Annotated in this window: 22 protein-coding genes; 15 read left to right on the top strand and 7 right to left on the bottom strand. The window is 33.2% G+C overall.

Annotation, left to right across the window (positions count from 1 at the left end):
• Positions 1-148 precede the first annotated feature (148 nt).
• From bsdE14_RS09235 to cax, 3 genes are all read left to right on the top strand, one after another.
• Positions 149-1,015, top strand: a complete 867-nt coding sequence (locus bsdE14_RS09235; RefSeq protein ID WP_264849637.1) for a DUF4037 domain-containing protein — start codon at positions 149-151, stop codon at positions 1,013-1,015.
• Positions 1,016-1,270: 255 nt separating this feature from the next.
• The gene (locus tag bsdE14_RS09230; RefSeq protein ID WP_264849636.1) at positions 1,271-1,996 is read left to right on the top strand and encodes a DUF5714 domain-containing protein; all 726 of its coding nucleotides are present in this window, start codon (positions 1,271-1,273) and stop codon (positions 1,994-1,996) included.
• On the top strand, positions 1,993-3,039 hold the full coding sequence (cax, locus tag bsdE14_RS09225) for a calcium/proton exchanger (RefSeq protein ID WP_264849635.1): 1,047 nt from the start codon (positions 1,993-1,995) through the stop codon (positions 3,037-3,039). The genes bsdE14_RS09230 and cax overlap by 4 nt, the downstream gene beginning before the upstream one ends.
• Before the next feature lie 28 nt (positions 3,040-3,067).
• On the opposite strand, the gene bsdE14_RS09220 is transcribed toward cax, so the two are convergent.
• Positions 3,068-4,435, bottom strand: coding sequence for an MATE family efflux transporter (locus bsdE14_RS09220; RefSeq protein ID WP_264849634.1), 1,368 nt, complete (start codon positions 4,433-4,435; stop codon positions 3,068-3,070).
• A gap of 149 nt (positions 4,436-4,584) precedes the next feature.
• Here bsdE14_RS09220 and bsdE14_RS09215 point away from each other — a divergent pair, with 149 nt between their 5' ends.
• From bsdE14_RS09215 to bsdE14_RS09190, 6 genes are all read left to right on the top strand, one after another.
• Positions 4,585-5,346, top strand: coding sequence for an exodeoxyribonuclease III (locus tag bsdE14_RS09215; RefSeq protein WP_264849633.1), 762 nt, complete (start codon positions 4,585-4,587; stop codon positions 5,344-5,346).
• Between the two features lie 154 nt (positions 5,347-5,500).
• Positions 5,501-6,037 (top strand): GNAT family N-acetyltransferase, encoded by a 537-nt coding sequence (locus bsdE14_RS09210; RefSeq protein WP_264849632.1) that lies wholly within the window; start codon positions 5,501-5,503, stop codon positions 6,035-6,037.
• Positions 6,038-6,171: 134 nt separating this feature from the next.
• Complete coding sequence (locus tag bsdE14_RS09205; protein ID WP_264849631.1) at positions 6,172-8,157, top strand: glycosyltransferase family protein; 1,986 nt, start codon at positions 6,172-6,174, stop codon at positions 8,155-8,157.
• Positions 8,144-8,443, top strand: a complete 300-nt coding sequence (locus bsdE14_RS09200) for a zf-HC2 domain-containing protein (protein WP_264849630.1) — start codon at positions 8,144-8,146, stop codon at positions 8,441-8,443. Before bsdE14_RS09205 ends, bsdE14_RS09200 begins: the two co-directional genes overlap by 14 nt.
• A 19-nt stretch (positions 8,444-8,462) precedes the next feature.
• Positions 8,463-8,981 carry an RNA polymerase sigma factor gene (locus bsdE14_RS09195; protein ID WP_264849629.1) on the top strand — a complete coding sequence of 173 codons (519 nt, stop codon included), beginning with the start codon at positions 8,463-8,465 and terminating at the stop codon, positions 8,979-8,981.
• Entirely contained in the window at positions 8,978-9,289 is a 312-nt protein-coding gene (locus tag bsdE14_RS09190) for an anti-sigma factor family protein (RefSeq protein WP_264849628.1), read from the top strand. Before bsdE14_RS09195 ends, bsdE14_RS09190 begins: the two co-directional genes overlap by 4 nt.
• A 5-nt stretch (positions 9,290-9,294) precedes the next feature.
• On the opposite strand, the gene bsdE14_RS09185 is transcribed toward bsdE14_RS09190, so the two are convergent.
• Positions 9,295-10,143 (bottom strand): DegV family protein, encoded by an 849-nt coding sequence (locus bsdE14_RS09185; protein WP_264849627.1) that lies wholly within the window; start codon positions 10,141-10,143, stop codon positions 9,295-9,297.
• A 259-nt stretch (positions 10,144-10,402) separates the two neighbouring features.
• Between bsdE14_RS09185 and bsdE14_RS09180 the strand changes: the two genes are divergently transcribed.
• From bsdE14_RS09180 to bsdE14_RS09170, 3 genes are all read left to right on the top strand, one after another.
• Positions 10,403-11,659, top strand: a complete 1,257-nt coding sequence (locus tag bsdE14_RS09180) for an MFS transporter (protein WP_264849626.1) — start codon at positions 10,403-10,405, stop codon at positions 11,657-11,659.
• 96 nt (positions 11,660-11,755) lie between these two features.
• Positions 11,756-12,412 carry an HAD family hydrolase gene (locus tag bsdE14_RS09175; RefSeq protein ID WP_264849625.1) on the top strand — a complete coding sequence of 219 codons (657 nt, stop codon included), beginning with the start codon at positions 11,756-11,758 and terminating at the stop codon, positions 12,410-12,412.
• 57 nt (positions 12,413-12,469) lie between these two features.
• A complete protein-coding gene (locus bsdE14_RS09170) occupies positions 12,470-12,877 on the top strand; it encodes a hypothetical protein (protein ID WP_264849624.1) in 408 nt (135 codons plus the stop codon).
• A 32-nt stretch (positions 12,878-12,909) separates the two neighbouring features.
• Here the strand turns inward: bsdE14_RS09170 and bsdE14_RS09165 are convergent, their stop codons facing one another.
• The 4 genes from bsdE14_RS09165 to bsdE14_RS09150 form a co-directional block, all read right to left on the bottom strand.
• Positions 12,910-14,652 (bottom strand): NADH-dependent [FeFe] hydrogenase, group A6, encoded by a 1,743-nt coding sequence (locus bsdE14_RS09165; RefSeq protein ID WP_264849623.1) that lies wholly within the window; start codon positions 14,650-14,652, stop codon positions 12,910-12,912.
• A 90-nt stretch (positions 14,653-14,742) separates the two neighbouring features.
• Positions 14,743-16,623 carry an NADH-quinone oxidoreductase subunit NuoF gene (gene nuoF / locus bsdE14_RS09160; protein ID WP_309298116.1) on the bottom strand — a complete coding sequence of 627 codons (1,881 nt, stop codon included), beginning with the start codon at positions 16,621-16,623 and terminating at the stop codon, positions 14,743-14,745.
• 12 nt (positions 16,624-16,635) lie between these two features.
• Complete coding sequence (gene nuoE / locus bsdE14_RS09155) at positions 16,636-17,115, bottom strand: NADH-quinone oxidoreductase subunit NuoE (protein ID WP_264849622.1); 480 nt, start codon at positions 17,113-17,115, stop codon at positions 16,636-16,638.
• A gap of 328 nt (positions 17,116-17,443) precedes the next feature.
• Positions 17,444-18,322, bottom strand: a complete 879-nt coding sequence (locus bsdE14_RS09150; protein WP_264849621.1) for a DMT family transporter — start codon at positions 18,320-18,322, stop codon at positions 17,444-17,446.
• A gap of 183 nt (positions 18,323-18,505) precedes the next feature.
• Here bsdE14_RS09150 and bsdE14_RS09145 point away from each other — a divergent pair, with 183 nt between their 5' ends.
• Entirely contained in the window at positions 18,506-18,715 is a 210-nt protein-coding gene (locus bsdE14_RS09145; protein ID WP_264849620.1) for a DUF3006 domain-containing protein, read from the top strand.
• Between the two features lie 20 nt (positions 18,716-18,735).
• On the opposite strand, the gene pgsA is transcribed toward bsdE14_RS09145, so the two are convergent.
• Entirely contained in the window at positions 18,736-19,254 is a 519-nt protein-coding gene (pgsA, locus tag bsdE14_RS09140; RefSeq protein WP_264849619.1) for a CDP-diacylglycerol--glycerol-3-phosphate 3-phosphatidyltransferase, read from the bottom strand.
• 563 nt (positions 19,255-19,817) lie between these two features.
• Between pgsA and bsdE14_RS09135 the strand changes: the two genes are divergently transcribed.
• Together bsdE14_RS09135 and bsdE14_RS09130 are read left to right on the top strand one after the other, a co-directional pair.
• Positions 19,818-21,236, top strand: a complete 1,419-nt coding sequence (locus bsdE14_RS09135) for an NAD(P)/FAD-dependent oxidoreductase (RefSeq protein ID WP_264849618.1) — start codon at positions 19,818-19,820, stop codon at positions 21,234-21,236.
• A gap of 1 nt (position 21,237) precedes the next feature.
• Entirely contained in the window at positions 21,238-22,524 is a 1,287-nt protein-coding gene (locus tag bsdE14_RS09130; RefSeq protein WP_264849617.1) for an adenylosuccinate synthase, read from the top strand.
• Positions 22,525-22,614 lie beyond the last annotated feature (90 nt).

Here is a 22,614-nt window from a genome sequence, read left to right as displayed (position 1 = left end):
ATTTCAAATAAGGATGAATATAAATAAACAATATATGTAGATGAATAAAAGCAAAGGTATTTTTAAAAACGAACCTTTGTTTTTGACTATTTGTAAAAATATGGTATAATATATTTACATCATTTTCAAAGTGAGAGGTTGACGGTAAATGGAAAATTTAAAAAATAATATAGAATGTAAAAATAGGAGACTTATTAGTGAGGAAATCTCAAAAAAGTGTCCAATGGAATTAGGTAAAGAGATTATTATTACTGGGTCTGTTTCAAGAGGTTATGCAGATGAAAATTCTGATATTGAGATAGAATTTTTAGTGGACAAGATGCTGCCTGAGGAAGAAAGAATTGCTTGGATTAGAAGCATAGGTGGAACCGAAATAAGGTCCTATGGAGCACCAATAATAGATGGTTCAGAATGGGTAATTTTTAATTATCAGGGCTACTTTGTGGAAGCTGGCTGGCAAACCTATAGTGCTATGGAAAGCAATATAAATGATATTTTAAAGCTTAAATACTGCACTCATGATAGACTTTTATTAGCTTCTTCATTAAAAGATGCTAAAACTCTAAAGGATAAAGGGATTATAACAGAGATAAAGAAAAAAATGGACATTTATCCAGAGGGCTTGGAACAGAAAATAATATTGAATACCATAGAACCTTGGACTGTAGAATTGGCACTAAAGGTAAGAAAGTCATTAGCTAGACGAGATGATAGAATACCTTTAGTACAGACAATGGTATTTGATATTCAAAGAATTATAAGAATCCTATTTGCTTTAAATAAGCAGTGGGAAGCGGATTGGAAATGGACGAGATATACCTTTGATAATTTAGCTATAAAGCCGCCAAGGCTAAACGATAGAATAAATGAAATACTTGGCATGAATAATGCAGAATTGAGTTTACAAGAATGCTTTAATCTAATTAATGATACTCTGCTTTTGATACCTGAACAGCTAGAATTAGACCAAACTGTAGGTAAAATTGCAAACAATATATATAAGCTTCAATTATAAAAATTAGTAGGGCAGTAGAAAATTTAGGACAATTCCTTAAGTTAGATGCTTAGGGAATTTTTTATTACTATTAATGGATAACTATTAATAAACATTTATAAATAATTGTATAAAAATGTTTATAGAATAGAAGGATTTTCAAGAAAAAAAAAGAATTATATAGATTGTTTAATAATTAACAGAAAATATGGTATTATATGAAGCAATGTAAAAGATTACAACACAATAAATCTTATTAATAAAGAGGGAAAAACTATGGAGCAAAGTAATAAATGTATATTTTGTGATGAAGAATTAGTTAATAATAGTGATGAAGAACTATTAAATTGTCATTATTGTAACAAGAAAGTTTTAGCTAAGGAAAAGTGTACTCAATGTCATTATATTTGTGAAAGCTGTAAATTAAAATCAACCAGAGATATAATTAAAGACTATTGTGCAAATACTAAATCAGAGAACCCAATTGATATAATGAATTTATTAATGCGACACCCAGCTATAAACATTCATGGGCTTGAACATCACTTTTTGGTATCAGCAGCTTTAATATCAGCTTACTATAATACTATTGGTGAATTTGACAAAAAGGTACCTGCCTTAATGGAAGCTGAGAAGAGATATGGAAGTGCCATAGAAGGACAATGTGGCTTTTACGGGGTTTGTGGCGCTGCTGTAGGTACTGGAATATACATAAGTGTAGTTACAGGTGCGAATATATCCTCCGAGGAAGAATGGAGCCTTACAAATCTTATGACTTCTAATAGTCTTAAATCTGTGGCTATAAACGGAGGACCGAGATGCTGTAAGAGACATTCATATTTAGTTGTAGAAGAAGCAGTGAAATTTACTGATAAAAATTTAAGAGTAAAAATGGAAATGAGCGATAAAATAATGTGCCAGTTTAGTGATTTTAATGCACAGTGCAATAAGACAAAGTGTATATTCTATAATGCTAAAAACAAGGAGAAGATAAAAGTATGAAGTATTTAAGAGTCCTTTTTGTATTTATCCCAATAAGTATAGTTCTTGAACTTATGCATGCAAGCCCTATATTTTTGTTTGTAGCTTCAGCATTAGCAATAATGCCATTAGCTGGACTAATGGGCGAGGCCACAGAAGAAATATCGGTTTACTCAGGTCCAAGAATAGGAGGATTTTTAAATGCTACCTTTGGAAATGCAACAGAGCTTATAATATCCTTCTTTGCACTTAAGGAAGGATTGTTTGATGTAGTTAAGGCATCCATAGCTGGTTCTGTTATAGGAAACATACTATTAGTACTAGGAGCTAGTATGCTTGCAGGAGGCCTAAAATATAAGACTCAAAAGTTTAATAGAGGAGTAGTTGATGTATCATCTAGTATGCTGCTCTTTGCAGTAATTGGGCTTAGTATACCAGCAATATTTACACATACAATAAATCCGGAATTATTAAATACCTCAAGATATGAGGGCTTAAGTGTAGGAGTAGCTTTTTTAATGTTTGCTATATACCTTTTAAGCCTCTATTTTTCCTTCCATACTCATAAAGATTTATATGGTTCTGAGCATGAAGAAACTGTAGAAGCTAAGTGGAGTCTTAAAAAGGCTGTAATGGTACTTGTGGGGGCTACAGTTATCATAGCTCTTGAAAGTGAGTTTTTAGTAGGTTCTGTAGAGCCTATGACAAAAGCTATAGGATTAAGTGAATTCTTTGTAGGTATCATTTTAATCCCTATTATAGGTAATGCCGCAGAGCATAGTACAGCAATACTGATGGCACTTAAGAATAAAATGGATGTTGCCGTTGAAATAGCTATAGGATCAAGTCTCCAAATAATATTATTTGTGGCACCTATACTAGTATTTTTAAGCTTATTATTTACTCCTATGAGTATAGTGTTTAATGAGTTTGAACTTATATCCCTTATTGTAGCAGTGCTCATAGCAAATAAAGTATCTGGGGATGGACAGTCTAACTGGCTTGAAGGTGTTCAGCTAATAGCAGTGTATATAATAATAGCAATATCATTCTTTATAATATAAAATGCAGCCTTTTGGCTGCATTTTGCTTTTACTCTGTGCTTAGAGACAGATGATTAATCCATTTTTTAGAGAGAATTCTAGGGATGCCAATAGTGAATTTAAATACTTCTTCCATATAGACCAGCACATAAACCCAATATACAGGAAGCTTAAGCACTAATCCACCAAATGCAACTAGAGGGACTCCAATCAGCCAAACACCACTCATGTCCAATAAAAGACAGAACTTTGTATCACCGCCGCTTCGTAGTATACCTACAATACTAATATAGTTAAATACCTTAACCCATAAGAAAAAAGAAAAAACCATAAGATTTCTATGTGAATAGTACCTAACTGTGGGTGAAATCTTGTAAGCCGACAAAATGAAATCAGAGCTTAAAAATACAAGAATTCCTGCTAGCATGGCAAAGGCTGGACCTAAAATCATAAAACGCTTTGCATATGTATAGGCAGCTTCTTCATCATGCTCACCTATTTTATTGCCTATCATTACAGCACAAGCATTTCCAAAGCCTAAAAATATTACCCATGCAATCTTCTCAATAGTTCCAGATATATTTGTAGAAGCAACCACATCTGTACCCATATGCCCGTAAACAAAAGCGTACATGCTCACTCCTAGGGCCCACATAGACTCGTTCAATATTACTGGAATAGTAATTTTAAAGAATCTATATACAAAGCTTTTAGATAAATCAAAGAGTTCACTAAGTCTCGCAGCTACTGCTAGTTTTTGACTATATACGATTATTAGCAGCAGTGTAACTTCAATTAAGCGGGCTATTACTGTAGCAATAGCTGAGCCTTTAACTTCAAGCTTTGGAAATCCAAAGTATCCATATACCAGGGAATAATTTAAAAATGTATTAATGCCTAGGGCTATTACACTCACAAACATAGGAACTTTAACCTGTCCCGTACTCCTTAATATGAAGGAATATGAAAAGGTAATTGAAGTGGCAAGATAGCTTAGCACTATAATTCTTAAATATTGACCTCCCATATGTATTACAACCGCATCCTTAGAAAAAAAGCCTATAAATTGTTCAGGAAAGAATAGTCCCCCTATTGTAAACAGAATAGCAGCTGTACCCCCAGTCACAAGACATATTCCAAGTACTCTTCTTATATTAGGAATATCTCTTTTTCCCCAAAATTGAGCTGTAAAAATAGCGGAACCGCTGGTTATACCAAATAGAAGAAGGTTAAAGAGAAAAAAGTACTGATTGGCAAGTCCAACACTTGCTATGGCACTATCTCCAAGTCCGCCTATTATTATTGAATCTACTAGATTTAAAGAAGATAGAATTAGATTTTGGAGGGCTATAGGAATAGCCAGTTTAAACATGGTTTTAAAAAATGTTTTATCTTCAAATAAGAAAGAAAGTTTCATAAGGTCCTCCTACAGTCTAATATTAAGTTCCAATATCAATGATACATTATTCTGAAAGTTAAAGCTATAACTAAATACTAATATAGTTGTATTGTGACAATAATGATATAATATTAGTAATTTAAAGTAAAAGTGGAAGGAGGATTACTATGAAAATATACTCATGGAATGTAAATGGGCTTAGAGCCGTTTTAAAAAAAGGTTTTTTAGAATGGATTAAGGAAGAGCAACCAGATGTTTTATGCATACAGGAAACTAAGCTTCAAGAAAACCAGTTAGAAGACAGCTTTAAGAATATAGAGGGGTATTATTCTTATTTTAGCTTTGCTGAGAAGAAGGGCTACAGCGGTACAGCTACCTACACCAAGGAAAAACCAATATCAGTAAAGCATGGTATAGGAATTCAGCGCTTTGATAGTGAGGGCAGAATACTAATAACTGAATTTGAGAAGTTTACTCTATTTAATATATACTTCCCAAATGGTCAAATGAATGAGGAAAGATTAACCTACAAAATGGAGTTTTATGATGCTCTGCTTGATTATTGTAACAAGCTAGTAGCTGAAGGTAAAAAGCTTATAATCTGTGGAGACTATAACACAGCTCATACCGAGATGGATATAAAAAATGCAAAGGCAAATGAAAAGACTTCAGGATTTCTACCAATGGAAAGAGCTTGGATGGATAAATTCATAGCCAATGGATATACGGATACCTATAGATACAAAAATCCAGATAAAATAGAGTATTCCTGGTGGAGCTATATGTTCAAAGCAAGGGAAAGAAACACTGGCTGGAGAATAGACTATCACTTTGTATCCAACAATCTTCTAGAAGAGGTTAAAGATGTAGGTATATTAAATGAGGTTATGGGGTCAGATCACTGTCCTGTAATGGTAGAGATAAAATAGATAAAGCAAAGGGCTGCTATGCAACTAAATTTTAGTTTAACTGCATAGCAGCCCTTATTTTACTACTGTATTGGAATATTAAACTGTGTGGTTTGACATTGCTGTAATAATATGGTTAAATGTATTTTAATAGATTTTTAAAGGGGGTTATACGATGTATTACACAGGGGAGAAAATAAGGCTTAGAGCTTATAGAAAAGAAGATGTACCTAAAGCTCTTGAACTCGTAAATGATTTTGAAATAAAAAGGCTATTAATAACTGGGATACCGTACCCTAATACTCTTAAAGATGAAGAAGAGTGGTTTGAAAAGCAAAGTGCTGGGAATGAACTGTATAACTTTGCCATAGAGACTTTAGAGGATAATAAATACATTGGCGGCTGCGGCTTAAATAATATAGATTGGAAAAATAGTGTGGCAACAGTTGGCATTTTTATTGGCGATAAAGACTACTGGGGTAAGGGCTATGGCACAGATGCTATGAAGGTACTTGTTAAGTTTATATTTGAGCAAATGAATATAAACAAGGTTAAGCTTAATACTTTTTCTTTTAATGAAAGAGCTATAAAGAGTTATAAAAAGTGCGGTTTTCAAATAGAAGGGGTACTTAGAAATGAGCTATTTAAGGATGGAAAATACTACGACGAAATAGCAATGGGACTTATGAGGGAAGAATACTTTAATAAATAAAAATATGGTTAAGTAAGCTGGGTAGATAAGCTATCCAGCTTTTATATTTAAAAAAATATTTTAAATATAGTGTAACTTTTTCCATATTTCGTTGTCTATATAGTTAGATGTGCCAAAAAGGAAGGAGTTACATTATGCTTTTAGAGAAGATAGTAAGTCATTTTAGCAGTTATATGATCGTTAGCGATATTACGCTCTATTTAATGAGTACTGCTGTGCTTATGATGAGTTTTATATACATAATAAACATATTTATAAAAAAAGATAAATTTGAAAGAAACATGCTTTACACGGGTGTTATAGTAAGAGTACTAATGCTTATTGGCTTTACTATTGAGTTTGCTCATCAAATGACAACTTACAATAAATACAGACCTATATATTCGGCAAAGTGGGATGCCGTAGTACAGCTTGTACATTTTCTGTTTTGGGGTTATATAGCTGTTGTAGCAGTATACTATATACTTACCATTGGGATAAATAAATTCAAGGGATATACTTACACAGTTGATATTGCAATGATGAGCATTCCACTAGTATATGGTGTGATTTTAGGCTTATTTGGAGGTAGTGCAATGAATGACGGAGCTGCTATATTGGTTGTTCCATTAGCAGGTCTGGAGTTATATTTGTTTTTCCAATGTTACTGGAGAAAAGACAAGCTATGGTATGTGGCACTATCTATAGCAGCTATAACTAATATAATGGTTTCTTACAAGGTGAAACCATTAAAAATTATGATGCCATTTGCTGCATTTATGTTCTTACTCATTATATATGAAGTTATATTTAGCAGAGTAAATTTAGATAAATATAGAAGGTATACTTTAATAATACCTTTAGTAATGGTACTTATTGCGAACCCTATATATAATATTTTTAATTTATATAGTAATAATCAGGATTATGCTGTGAGCAATATATTTTATAAAGGGGTTAAGAATGCATCCCTTGAGGAAATTGAAAAGAGAATACGGTGTGTAACTGAAAATAGCAAAGATAAGATGGTAGTAAATGAAGTTTCAAATTCATACATTAGCAAGGAATATAATATTACCTTAGGTGAATATAAAATACATACATTTGATGTTGATGGAAAAAATCTGAACATCGAGAGAACAAAAAATAATATAAAAAAATCAATTAGTTTTGATAGTAAAGAACTTATAAGTAAATCAATACAGTTAATTAAAAATATTGGTTATACCTATAGTGAAGAAAAATATCAAATTATGACTTCTGAAAGTGATGGAAAGTATATTATAAAAATTTATCATAAATTTAAGAATGGCGATATGGTGGAGGACCATGACTATCCTATGTGTGAAATAAAGTGGGATGGGGATGGAAAGCTAAATCGATTATTTATAACAGGTGCATTTGACATAAAAGACTACTCAATAGTAAAAATTGACGAAAATAAGATAAAAGAAAAAATAGAAAATTTTTATAAATACATGAACGAAAATACTCCTGATTACGTCTATAGTAGTGTCAATAGTTTATGGAGAGGCACAATTAACGTAAAATGTCAGGATGGAAAAAGTTTTGATATAGATTCAGCTAATGGGGAAGTTGTAGGCTTTAATGATTTATCTAATAAAGACAGTATGAAGTTTGATAAAACCAAAGAGGGAACAGCTAAGAATAGGGAAAAAGCAAAAAAGTATATTGAAAGTATAAGCCCTTTTTTCAATAATGGAAGCTTTAAAGAAACAGACCTTGGAAAACAATATACTTATGGTCAGTATAATTTTGTAGGCTCAGTTCCAGCGGGGAAAGTATTTATTTCTTCACTGATAAATTACAAAGGGGAGTTAATAAATTTTAGTCAACAGTTAAAACCAGAGGCTAGAAAGTATACTCAGAAGAGCTTTATTATTAATAAGGATAAGGCTATAAAATTAGTAAAAGCAAGATATAATCCATTGAGGGTGTATACTGCAAAAGCAAGCTTAGTAAAATGCGCTGATGACTTTTATAGTTCTGAGCTAAAGTGGAGAGTTTGTGTAATAACATTTATGAGTCCAGAAAAGCAATATTATTTAGTAGATGTAAAAACGGGAGTAGTTGAACCCGTTGGGGTATATAAGGAGGGAGTAAAAGGTGAAGGTATGTAAAAGTCAGTGCTCGGTTTTTAAAGATTTATATTCTGCTTATGTGCAGGGGGAAGCCGAGAAGGAAACGATGGAATGGATGAGAGAACATGAGAAAGAATGCAGTTACTGCAGAAGCTGGGCTATGGAAAGAGAAGAAAAAGTTAGTATACCTCAAGAAGAGGATACAAATGAAGATAATTTTGATGAAGCAAATAGAGTAATTAAAAGGGCAAAGGTAGTTATGGGTGTTGGTATGGGGTTAATTATTTTTATGGCTATGTGGATGTCTATTTGGCTGGAAATCTAATTTTTATGGAGTGTATACTTTGAAAAACATAGGCACACTGGAGGAGCTTTATAAACAGTATAAGCCCCTCATATATTCATACTTTTACTACCAAACTGGAAATAAGCCCATTTCAGAGGAACTTTGCCAAGAGGTTTTTTTAAAAGCTTTTAAAGGGCTGCAATCATTTAGACAAGAGTGCTCAGTAAAAACTTGGCTTTATACAATAGCTCATAATCTATACGTTTCCTGGTATAGAAGAGAAATGAAATATGATATGGTAGCATTAGACGATATGGAGGAAATTAAGCTTCAGTCAGAGGTTTTCATCCCTGAAGACTCTATAGAAAGAAGAGAAAAGGCTGAGAAAGTTAGAAAAGTATTAAATGAATTGAAAGAAGAGCATAAGAATGTACTTATTATGTGTGACGTAATGGAGCTCTCCTATGCAGAGATAGCTCAGCTTATGAATTGGAGTATGTCCCAAGTTAAGATTAACGTATACAGGGCAAGAATTCAGTTCAAGACTCTTTTTGAAAAAGAAGGTGAAGTTATATGAAATGCTTTCTTATAAGAGATTTGCTCCCGTTTTATGCTGAGGGAAAGGTTTCTAAAGAAACAAGGCAGTTAATTGAAGAACATTTTATAGAATGTGAAAAATGCAGACAGCTCTACGAAGGTATCACAGAGCCAGACCTTGATCTAAATAAGACTATAAGGCTTGAAGAAGATATGGAAGTAAAGCAAGATAGGGAATTTTGGAGAAAATACTATGCTAGTATTTATATAAAAGGAATAGGAATTTTTTTTGCAGTATTTATATTTATCACTTTAATAGGTATTATAATAAAAAATAGCCTCACTTAGTGAGGCTATTTTGATATATATAAAATTCCTACAGTATTAGGTCCGCAGTGACTAGATACAACACAACCAGCATTTGTAATTAAGATTTCTTTAGCAGGAATAGCTTTTTCTAATTCTTTCTTTAGGTATTTAGCATCTTCGTCACTCATGGAGTGAGTTACGGTAATCCTATCAAGTTGGATGTTTTCTTTGTCTTTAAGAACATTTTGGAGCATTATACTTAATGCTTTTTTCCTTTTTCCACGTATTTTCTGTGCCAAAATCATGGAACCATTCACAACTTGAACTACAGGTCTTATTTTTAATACATTGCCCAAAAAGTTTTGAAGTGCATTGCAGCGTCCACCTTTATATAAATACTCTAAGGTGTCTATTATGAAGGCTGTTTTTACTTTAGGTACTAGTTCTCTTATTCTACCCGCTATTTCATGCACATCTAAGCCTTCCTTTGCATAATCTACTGCCTTCATAACTAATAGTCCAATACCTGTTGAAAGATTTAAGGAGTCAACTAATTCAATTCTATCTTTATCAAATTCACTGGCTGCTATAGCAGCATTTTGAAGGTTTGAAGAAAGCTTAGAGGATAAGCTTATAAATATTATGTCCTTACCTTCATCTATATAGGATTTAAAGGCAGTATAAAAATCTGAAGGTGAGGCTGCTGCTGTTTTTGGCAGTTTACCCTTTGCTTTAACTATTTCGTATAAAGTAGTAGTGTTTATATCTATGCCATCTTTAAAAGACTTGTCCTCAAAATTAACATATAGAGGCACTAGTGATATATGATTATCAAGTATTATTTCTGGTGTTAAGTCGCTTGTGCTATCAGTAAATATTTTTACATCTCTCATTCTATGGTCTCCCTCCATTTCCTATATAATTAGAGGTGCATTAGCATATGCGAAAAAAATGAGTTTGGTGGAAGTTAATGTAAGCCACAAATAATATATTACTAAAAGTTTATTTATTATTAAAGCTATACAATATGAATAATATATTAATTTTAGCCAGCATAGTATATAAAAGCTTTATATTATTACCACTTAGTCATTGCTCTTAAAACAGTGTGACTTCAATATAGCTAATTATATAAATAAAGGGGGTTTTATTATGACAAAACAAGAGAAAAGCTGGATTTTATACGATTGGGCTAATTCTGCATACTCTATTGCCATAACTACCGCAATTCTTCCTATCTTTTTTAAGGATGTAGTAGCCAAGGGAATTGACCCCAATATGTCTACAGCCTACTGGGGCTATGCAAGCTCACTATCCACATTGCTTATTTCAATATTAGCACCTATTCTTGGGGCAATAGCAGACTATAAAAACTTTAAAAAGAGATTATTTACTGGATTTTTCTTTGTAGGTGTTGTAGCAACGGGGCTACTAGTTACATTAAACCAGGGAGACTTTATTAAATGTATAGTTATATACACACTATCTGTTATAGGTTTTTCAGGAGCTAATATTTTTTATGATGCTTTTCTTGTAGATGTAACAGAAGAAAAGAAAATGGATTGGATATCGTCTTTAGGCTTTGGCTTTGGATATATAGGAAGCACTATTCCGTTTATAGTAGGAATTATATTTATTATGAAACCCTCACTTATTGGTTTAAGCTCAACAGTAGCTGCTACTAAGCTGGCATTTTTTATTACTGCGGTTTGGTGGTTTATCTTTACTATTCCAATGATAAAAAATGTGAAACAAAAATATTATATAGAGCCTTCTAAGCATGTAATGAAAGAAAGTCTTTCTAGATTGCTAGATACCATAAAGCATGTGAAAGAGTATAAAGTTATTTTTATGTTTTTAATAGCATACTTTTTCTATATAGATGGAGTATCAACTATAATTCGTATGTCCAGCGTCTATGGAAGAGATGTAGGCATTAGCGGGAATAATTTGCTTATAATTTTATTAGTGGTACAATTTGTTGCCTTTCCATTTGCTATTCTCTATGGTAAGCTTGCAGAAAAGTACTCTGCAAAGAATATGCTGCTTATTGGAATAGTAGTATATACGGGACTCACCTTTTATGCTTATTTTATTAAGTCTGTACTAGGTTACTGGATTTTAGCTATGCTGGTAGCTAGCTCACAAGGTGGAATTCAAGCACTAAGCCGTTCTTTTTATGGCAAGATAATACCTAAGAATAAGTCCTCGGAGTTTTTTGGACTCTACAACATACTTGGTAGATTTTCTTCAATACTTGGACCATTTCTAATGGCTATAGTTACTCAATTAACTGGCAATTCTAGATTAGGTGTATTTAGTCTTGTAATACTTTTTGTTATTGGAGGAGGTTTACTGCTAAAAGTTAATTATGAAGAGGGAAATGCTGAAAATAAGCCTTTAACATAGAAACACAATTTTAAAATCATGCCTTCAGGTTATTCCAATGGGCATGATTTTACATTATACTAGGGTTATACAAATACACAAAAACAGGAGGATACAATGGTAAAAGCAGTTATATTTGATATGGATGGAGTAATTATTGACAGTGAACCAGCACACGTTAAATTTGAAAAAGAGATTTTTAAAAATTTAGGAATAGCAGTTACTGAAGAGGAGCACATGGGCTTTGTGGGAACAACCTCTCATTATATGTGGGAAACCTTAAGGGTTAAGAATGAGCTTAAGCAAAGTTTAGAAGAACTTGTTAATAATGATAGAGTTCAGTATTTAGAATATCTAAAGTCTGATAAAAATGAAGTAGTACTAATTGAAGGAGTTAGAGAATTTATAAAAGAGCTGCATGATAATGGAGTAAAACTCGCAATAGCATCTTCCTCTCCGTTAGACGTTATAAAAATAGTAGTGAAAAGATACGAGCTGCAGGAGTTTTTTGATGAACTTGTGACTGGGGATTACGTTGAAAATTCAAAGCCTGCACCGGATGTATTCTTATATGCAGCAAGTAAGCTAGGTGTTAAACCAGAGGAATGTATTGTTATAGAGGATTCCTGCAATGGTACTAAAGCAGCCAAGAATGCTGGCATGAAGTGTATAGGATATAAAAATTTAAATTCAGGAAATCAAGATTTATCCTGTGGGGATTTTATAACGGACTCATTCTTAAAGATAAATTATAATTTTATATCAGAATTTTAAACTATACTTATATTTTAAGCATAGTTAATTTATAGGGGTATTTAAGGGGGATTATTTATGAAAGGACAAACAAAACTTTTAACAGTGCTAAGCTTAATAATAATTGCAATGATAGTTGGGCTAATACTGTTTGGGGCAAGAGAAGTCAATGTTTCTGTAAACTCTGACTTCGTTAGTTTTGATGGCATGTATGGTAAAAAGCTTTATTTTAAGGACATTACAGAAATAAGCATGAAAGACACTATACCAAGGTATGATAGGAAAATTGTAGGCTCTTATAACAATAAGACAATGAAGGGCAAATTTGTTTTACAGGGGCTTGGGGAGAGCACTCTTTTCATTAAGGATAGAAAGGCACCCGTAATATACATTATTTCAGATAAAGATCGTGTTATTATAAACTACAAAGATGCAGCTAAGACAAAAGAACTTTATGATATACTTATGAGCAATTGGAAGAAATAAAAAAAGGATGGAGCTTTCTCCATCCTTTTATATTATAGCTTAGTTCTCTTTGTATAATGAGTGTGTAGTAGGTGATGAGCCTTTTCACCGTATGGTTCACCAAGGAATTCTTCATATAACTTCTTTATACCAGGATTTTCATGAGACTTTCTTAAAGCCTTACCTCTATCCTCTATATAAAGACCTTCCATACGTTTCTTAATTACATCTACATCTCCGTGGTTATAAGGCTGTCCGCCTCCATTTATACATCCACCTGGGCAAGCCATTATTTCTATAGCTTGATAGTTAGCTTCTCCTCTTTGGATAGCTTCAAGAATCTTTCTAGCATTTCCAAGCCCGTGAGCAACAGCTATGTTAATGTCCATATCGTTAACTTTAACGGTAGCTTCCTTAACTCCGTCCATACCTCTTAATGCATGGAATTCAACTTGCTCTAGAGTTTCATTTGTTAACCATTCGTAAGCAGTTCTTAAAGCAGCTTCTATAACTCCACCAGTTGTTCCGAAGATTACAGATGCTCCTGTTGATTCTCCAAGTGGATTATCAAATTCGCCATCTTCTAAGCTGTTGAAATCAACTCCAGCTTCCTTAAGCATCTTGCCAAGCTCTCTAGTAGTTATAACTATATCAACGTCTTGTAATCCGTCGTTTGAAAGTTCAGGTCTTGCAGCTTCATACTTCTTAGCTAGACAAGGCATTACTGAAACAACTACTATATTCTTTGGATCTATGCCCATTTTCTCTGCATAGTAAGTTTTAGTTATAGCACCAAACATTTCGTGTGGTGATTTACAAGATGATGGTATATCTAGTAGGTCTGGGAATTGGTGTTCAAAGAACTTAACCCAGCCTGGGCAGCAGCTTGTTAGTATTGGAAGTCTGCCACCGTGTTGTATTCTATGAATAAGCTCAGAAGCTTCTTCCATTATAGTTAAGTCAGCAGCGAAGTCAGTATCGAATACTTTATCGAAGCCTAAGGATCTTAATGCAGATACCATTTTACCAGTAACAGGAGTTCCTGGCTCTAATCCGAATTCTTCACCAAGAGCAACTCTTACTGCAGGAGCAGTTTGAACTACAACATACTTATCCTTGTTGTTTAAAGCTCTCCATACTTTTTTAACATTGTTAACTTCTGTTAGAGCTCCAGTTGGACACACAGCAACGCATTGTCCGCAGAAAGTACAGGATGTTTCATCCATTGGTAATGAATATGCTGGTGCAACAACTGTTTGGAATCCTCTATTTATTCCAGAAAGTACGTTAACAGTTTGTACCTTATTACACATAGTTTCGCAACGACGACATAGTATACACTTGTCAAGGTTTCTAACTATAGAATGACTGGAGTTATCTATTTCATAAGATGAAATTTCTCCTTGATAAGGAATATCACGAACTTCCAAATCAGCAGCTAATTGTTGTAATTCACAGTTAGTATTCTTTTCACATACTAAGCAATCCTTTGGATGGTCAGAAAGTAATAATTCTACTACTGTTCTTCTAGCTCTTATTGCTTTTATAGTATTTGTCTTAACAACCATGTTGTTGAATACTGGGGTAGCACATGCTGGTGCTAGATTTCTTCTACCTTCTACTTCAACTACACATACACGGCAGGAAGCGGTTTGGTTAACCATCTTTGTGTCATGTAAGTTTAGGTGACATAGTGTAGGAATTTTTATATTGAGTAATTTAGCAGCTTCTAAAATAGTAGTTCCCTCTTCTACTTGAACTTGTCTATTATTTATAGTTACAGTTACTAAACTCAAAACATTCACCTCTTTCGAATAATTCATAAGAAATTTTAATTCTATAATCTATTTAAATTTGTAAAATTCATTAACTAAGCTAATAATTAATTACTTCTTAATTATAGCTTTAACTGGACAAGCTGTTTGACAAGCTCCGCATTTGATACACTTATCTTGACCAATAACGTGCTTTTCTTTAACTTTTCCAGAGATACAGGAAACAGGACATTGTCTAGCACATTTTGTACATCCTATACACTTGTCAGTGATTTGATATTGAAGTAATGCTTGACAAACTCCAGCAGGACATCTGTGTTCCTTTATGTGAGCTTCGTACTCATCCATAAAGTATTTCATTGTACTTAAAACTGGATTTGGAGCTGTTTGACCAAGACCGCAAAGAGAAGTATCTTTAATAGTTTCTGCTAGCTCTTTTAAGTCTTCTAAGTCTTGCTCAGTTCCCTTTCCTTGAGTAATCCTAGTTAATATTTCAAGTAATCTCTTATTTCCTATACGGCAAGGTGAACATTTTCCACAGGATTCTTCAACAGTAAATTCTAGATAGAATTTAGCTATATCAACCATACAGTTATCTTCATCCATTACTATCATTCCACCTGAACCCATCATTGAGCCTATAGCATTTAGGGATTCATAGTCAATTGCAATGTCAAGATTGGAAGCTGGAATACATCCTCCAGATGGACCACCTGTTTGTACAGCCTTAAACTTACGTCCGTTCTTAATTCCTCCACCTATATCATATATTATTTCTCTTAGAGTTGTTCCCATTGGTATTTCAACAAGACCAACATTGTTAATCTTACCAGCTAGTGCGAAAACTTTAGTTCCCTTGGAAGTCTTAGTTCCCATAGAACTGAACCAATCTGCACCTTTTAGTATGATTGGTGGTATATTAGCATAAGTTTCAACGTTGTTTACGATAGTTGGCTTATTCCATAATCCGCTTTGTGCAGGGAATGGTGGCTTAGTTGTTGGCTCTCCACGGTTTCCTTCGATTGAGTGAATTAGAGCAGTTTCTTCTCCACATACGAAAGCTCCAGCACCATATTTTATGAATATATCAAAGTCAAAGTTAGTTCCTAAAATGTTCTTACCAAGTAATCCAAGTTCTCTAGCTTGTGCTATAGCTATTCTTAGTCTATCAATAGCTAGTGGATACTCAGCTCTTATATAAATGTAACCTTCGCTAGCGCCTATAGCATAACCAGCTATAGCCATTGCTTCTATAACACTGTTTGGATCTCCTTCAAGTATGGAACGATCCATAAATGCACCTGGGTCTCCTTCGTCAGCATTACAGATTACATATTTTTGATCAGCATCATTTCTCTTGGCAAATAACCATTTTTGACCAGTTGGGAATCCGCCGCCTCCACGTCCACGAAGACCTGAAGCAATCATATTTTGAATTAAATCATCAGGAGTCATTGTAGTTAACACCTTACCTAGAGCAAGGTAACCTTCATTTGCAATAGACTCTTTTATATCTTCTGGGTTTATAAAACCGCAGTTTCTAAGAGCTATTCTTTCTTGTTTCTTATAGAAAGACATCTCTTCTTGTTTTTTAACTTTTTCTTTTAATGATGGTTCTTCATAAAGTAATCTATCAATTACTTTTCCATTTACAAGATGCTCATTAACTATTTCTTCAGCATCTTCAGGTTTAACATGTACATAGAATACATGGTCTGGGCTTATTTTTACTATAGGTCCTTTTTCGCAGAAACCAAAGCATCCAGTTATGGATACAGAAACCTCTTCTGCAAGACCTGCTTTCTCAAGACAATCTTCTAAGTTCTTAACAATAAGATCACTTTGAGAAGCTTTACATCCAGTTCCTCCACAGACTTGAATGTTTCTTACAACTTTTGTATCTTTAGCCTCTTCTTGCTTTCTAAGACTTAGTAGAGGCTTGAATTCTGTATATAATTGTTGAAGTTCTTCAAAAGAGCTTATTTTATTCAAAGTAATTCCCTCCTACTCAGTATATTCAGCGAGTATTTTGCTAACATCTTGTTCAGTAACGTGACCGTAAACTTTGTCGTTTACCATAACTACAGGGGCAAGTCCACAAGCACCAACACATCTTAAGGAACCTATAGTAAACTTACCATCTGGAGTAGTTTGTCCATTTTTAATGTTTAACTGTTTTTCAAATTCAGCTAAAACGCCAGCAGCTCCACGTACGAAGCATGCAGTACCTAAACAGATGTTTACAACATACTCTCCTCTTGGTTCTGTAGTAAAATAGGAATAAAAGCTTACCACTCCAAATACCTTTGAAGTTGGTACACCTAACTTTTCGCCAACAAATGTTTGTACTTCTTGTGGAAGATAGCCAAATATATGTTGTGCTCTGTGAAGAACTTCTATTAATGCTCCTCTTTTATCAGGAAGATTGTTAATAAATTCTTCAAGTTCATGGTATTTTTCTTCTACTAGGACACTTTTACACACAGTTTATACCTCCTTTTATTTAGGTAAAGTTGTTTCAATGTCTTGAATTTATAGCTTTTTTCATCTAGCAGTATCATTTCAAGAACTATGTTTAATTGTTAACATTTTAAGCGCAATATCATTATACTAAAAATGGGCAAAAAAATTAAGTGTTTTTTAAAAAAATGTTATTATATTTTAAAAATCTTTTTGGTTAAACAGGCAAATTATTAGCAAATGTGAAATTTGAAATAAAGTATGCATTTTATTAATAATAAATCAAGAAATATATCGTCTTGATAAAAAATAAACAAGTTGATAATTTGAAAATTATCAACTTGCTTAAATACTAACTCTTTTGACAGATATAAACTCCTAATATTATTAAAGCTGCTGTTAAAAGTTTTATAGGAGCTAAGGTTTCTCCGAGAATTGTTAAGGACAATATTATAGAGAAAACAGGCACTAAGTTTATAAATATTGAAGTTTTACTTGGCCCAATATGCTTGATGGATATCTGCTGAACCAAATAGCCAATAACTGAAGGGAAAACACTCATATAAATAACCGATACATATGAGTAATAGGGTACAGTACCTAACAGCTTCCATGGAGCATCGTATATAACAAAGGGAATCAGGATTATAGTACAAAATAGAAAACTATAATAAGTAAGTATTAAGGGGGAATACCTAGGCATAACTATCTTACTGAAGATACTATAGGCTGCCCACATCAATACAGCTAACAGCATGATTAAATCGCCATGATTAAAGGTAAAGCTTTTTATTACATCTAAACTAGCTCCAGTAATAGTTAAAAATACCCCTGTAAAGGATAGAAGTATGCCAACTATTCTTTTTAGGCTGACTTTATCTTTTAAAAAGATTATACCTAAAATTGAGGTTATAATAGGATTAGCAGCGCCTATAATTGAAGAATTGATAGCAGTGGTATACTTAAGAGCAGTAAAAAATAGTACATGGTAACCGAACATTCCTATAAAGCCTGTAAAAAGAAATACTGGGATATCCTTCTTTTTAAGCCTGTACTTATTTTCTCCCTTTGCTCTCATTATAAAATACATTATAATTGTGGCGATGGAAAATCGTAAAAAAGTTAAAGTAAAGGCTGGAATGAATGGAGCTGAAAGTTTTCCTGCTATGAAAGCACCCGCCCAGAATATTGTACATAAAACCATAAGAAAATATATTTTAGCGTTTGACATATTTTATACTCCTTTTAATTTACTAATAATATTTTTGCAGATAACTACACTAATGTCAAAGAATACTTTAGTGAATTAAATGGGAAAAATACATTGCATGGCTAGTATTTAGGTGCTGGATTAAATAAAGTACATGGATTATTATATTAATATAGATATAAATAAAAAAGGAGTAGGAGATTTATGTTTGGTGTAATAGATAGATTTGAGGGGAAAATGGCAGTAATAGAAATGTACAGTGGAGAAGTAATAAATATTGAAAGAACACAACTTCCGGCAGAAGCTAAAGAAGGAGACGTGTTAAAGATAGGTGAAACTATAACTGTAGATGAAGAAGAAACTAAGAAAAGAAGAAAAAAAGTTGATGAGTTAACTAAGGATATATGGGCATAAAGAAAGAGCGATGAACGCTCTTATTTTTTTGTTTTTTTTCCTTTAAAGTAAACAATAAAATAATTTACTAATGCTACTAGTGCACAAATGGCTGAAATATATAGTAGATAAATTCCAATAGTTTTGTTAAATGTAAATATTAAAATAGAGATATAAAAAAATAACGTGCTTATCTTTCCTATTATATTAGAAGGAATTACAACTCCTTTTTTGTATAAGAAAATTCCAGATAAAATCATAAATAAGTCTTTTCCTGCAACAATAGCCACAACTAGTATAGGTATATACCTTTTTATAGTTAAGCAGCTTAACACCGTTAAAAGCATAAGCTTGTCTGCTAAGGGGTCAAGAACAGTTCCAACTTTTGTAACAATATTATATTTTCTTGCAATGTGGCCATCTAATACGTCCGAGGCACCGGCTATAAGAAATATAAATATGGAGAATACTAAACTATTATGAATACCAGAAAAGAAAACAAAAATGAAAATAGGTATTAAGCACAATCTAAAAACAGTAATCATATTAGGAACATTCATATAACCACCTCAAAAACAGCAATATGACAATATGATATCATATTTTAACCTTATATGCAAAACTCTCCCATGTTTTATATTTGGGGATTGATAGCGCTTACCTAAATAAAAAAACAAGGTGATATTGTATTTAGAACATTTAAATAATAAAAAGTATATTATGTTCGACATTTTAGGGAACAAATATATTAATTATTATGAAAACAACAGTGATATTGATATAATCATGAACCTTTTTAAAAAAGTTAACATTAATGTTCGTGTTTTTGTTGACGTTAGCAAAGAAGTTTGATATTATAAAACATGGGGGTAAAAGTCCTAAATGGACTTTTGCGAGGTTAAAGGTCTAAATGACCTTAACGGGTAATTTAGCTAATGTGAATTAGCGGCGAGAATTACCCTGGGCTACTAGTCAACGGGAGTTGGCGAGGTAAGGCTGCCCTGGACCGTGAGGTCAAGCTTCCCCAGAAAAAGCTCTTAAGGAGCTTTAATAAATAAACTATCCATATAAGGTTGGCTAGTTAAGTATACCCAAGTGGTATTATTGAAAGGAGCAATGAACCTTGAAAAATTTTTATGATGTAATTATCGTAGGAGCTGGTCCAGCAGGAATATTTACGGCACTAGAGATTACTAAACTTAAACCAGAATTAAATGTTTTAATTGTAGATAAAGGAAGAAATATTGAAAAAAGAACCTGTCCAGCAAGAACTACAGGAGTATGTGTAGATTGCAAGCCTTGTGGAATAACTTATGGATGGTCAGGAGCAGGGGCTTTTTCAGATGGTAAATTATCCTTAAGCCCTGAAGTTGGTGGAAGACTATTAGAATACTTCACTGAGGATGAGGCACAAAAGCTTATAAATTATTGTGATGATATTTATCTTAAATTTGGAGCTAATGAAAAAGTTCATGGCCTAAATAATGAGAGAGTTGAAGAAATAAAGTATGAAGCAAGCAAGCACAACATTCACCTGGTAGAATGTCCAGTTAGACACCTAGGAACAGAACTAGCATACGAGGTGTTAAGAGGAATGTACTTGCACCTTATAAATGAAACTAACACTGAATTTTCAGATCTTACTGATGTAGAAGATATATTAATAGAAGATAATAAGGTTGTTGGAATTGTTATAAATAACAAAGAGGGTAAAAAAGAAGTAAAGGGAAGTTATGTAGTTATTGCTCCAGGTAGAGGAGGAGCTGAATGGCTTTCAAAGCAAGCTAAAAAGCTTAATATGAAAACTACGAATAATGCTGTAGACATCGGAGTTAGAGTTGAAGTTCCAAATTCCATAATGGACCATTTAACAAAGGATTTATATGAAGCTAAGCTTGTGTATTACTCAGATACCTTTGATAACAAGGTAAGAACCTTCTGTATGAATCCAGGAGGAGTAGTTTCTGAGGAACACTATGAGGATGGTAAAATTGCTGTAGTTAACGGCCATAGTTATTCAGAACAAGAGCTTAGAACCACAAATACAAACTTTGCAATGCTTGTTTCTACTACTTTTACTGAACCATTTAATCAACCTATTGAATATGGTAAGTATGTAGCACAGCTTGGAAATATGCTCACTGGTGGAGGAATAATGGTTCAAAGATTAGGCGATTTGCTTAATGGAAGAAGAACCGACTATGATAGACTTAGAAAGTCTACTACTATACCTACATTAAAGTCAGCAGTACCTGGAGACCTTAGCTTTGTGCTGCCACAAAGACATCTTACATCTATAGTAGAAGCACTTAAAGCTTTTGATAAGGTAGCGCCAGGTTTATATAGCAAAAATACTCTACTTTATGGAGTAGAAGTTAAATTCTATTCCAGTAAGTTTGAAACAGATAATAACTTTGAAACCGAACTAGAGAACCTATATACTATAGGGGACGGTGCAGGAATTACTAGAGGACTTATGCAGGCTTCAGTTACTGGTGTTGTTGTAGCGAGAAGTATTGCAAGTAAGAATGGAGGAGTTTAATATGTCAGCATTTATAGTTTTAGGAGCCCAATGGGGGGACGAAGGAAAGGGTAAGATGACAGATTACCTAGCAGAAGGTGCTGAAGTAATTGTAAGATTTCAAGGCGGAAATAATGCAGGTCATACTGTAGAAGTTGGAGAAAAGCAGTATAAGCTTCATTTAATACCTTCAGGAATATTATATGGAAACAAATTAAATGTTATTGGAAATGGTGTAGTAATCGACCCTAAGGCACTTTTTGAAGAAATAGACTATTTAGAGAATTTAGGTGTTAAGGTAACACCAGAAAATTTAGTCATTAGTGATAGAGCAAATGTTATAATGCCTTACCATAAACTTTTAGATGCTTTAAAAGAAAAGGCAAGAGGAAAAAATGATATAGGAACTACAGGTAAGGGTATAGGACCTTGTTATACAGATAAGGTTGAGAGAAGTGGAATTAGAGTATGCGATTTAATAGACAATGAAGTTTTTAAGGGAAAACTTCAAGAGAGCTTAAGTGCTAAAAATGACATCATAACAAAGGCTTTTGAAGGGGAAGCTTTGGATTTTGATGCAGTATATAATGAATATACAGATTATGCAAATAGAATTAGACCATTTGTACAAGATATATCAGTTAGAGTATATGATGAAATAAAGGCTAATAAAAAGGTATTATTTGAAGGTGCTCAAGGAATGCTTTTAGATATAGACTATGGTACATATCCGTATGTTACTTCTTCAAATACTACTGCTGGTGGAGTATGTACAGGAGCTGGTGTAGGGCCAACTATGATAAATAGTGCTGTAGGTATAGCTAAAGCATACACTACAAGAGTAGGTAAGGGACCATTTCCAACAGAGCTTTACGATGAAACTGGAGAATGGATAAGAGATAAAGGCCATGAATTTGGAGTTACAACAGGTAGAGCAAGAAGATGCGGATGGCTTGACCTTGTTATATTAAAAACTTCAGCAAGAGTAAATGGTTTAACAAGCTTTGCTGTTACAAAGATAGATACACTAGCAGGACTTGATAAACTAAAGGTATGCACAGGCTATAAATTTGGAGACAAAGTAATAGATTACTTCCCAGCAAGTTTAGAAGACTTAGCTAAATGTGAACCTATATATGAGGAATTTGATGGCTGGGACAGCAGTGTTGCAGATGCTAGAAGCTATGAAGAGCTTCCAGAGAATGCAAAGCTATATCTAAAGAAGATAGAAGAATTTACAGGCGTTAAAATAGCTATCATATCTGTAGGCCCAAGAAGAGACCAAACAATGGTGGTTGGAGAAATATAATTAAAGTTTTATAAAAGATAAGGTTTAAAGCCTTATCTTTTTTTATAAGTATTTTCAAATAATCAGATTTACACCTTAATGTTTATTTGC

It is taken from the genome of Clostridium omnivorum (assembly GCF_026012015.1).
Lineage (GTDB): Bacteria > Bacillota > Clostridia > Clostridiales > Clostridiaceae > Clostridium_AX > Clostridium_AX omnivorum.
This window is presented reverse-complemented; position numbering and strand designations above follow the sequence as displayed.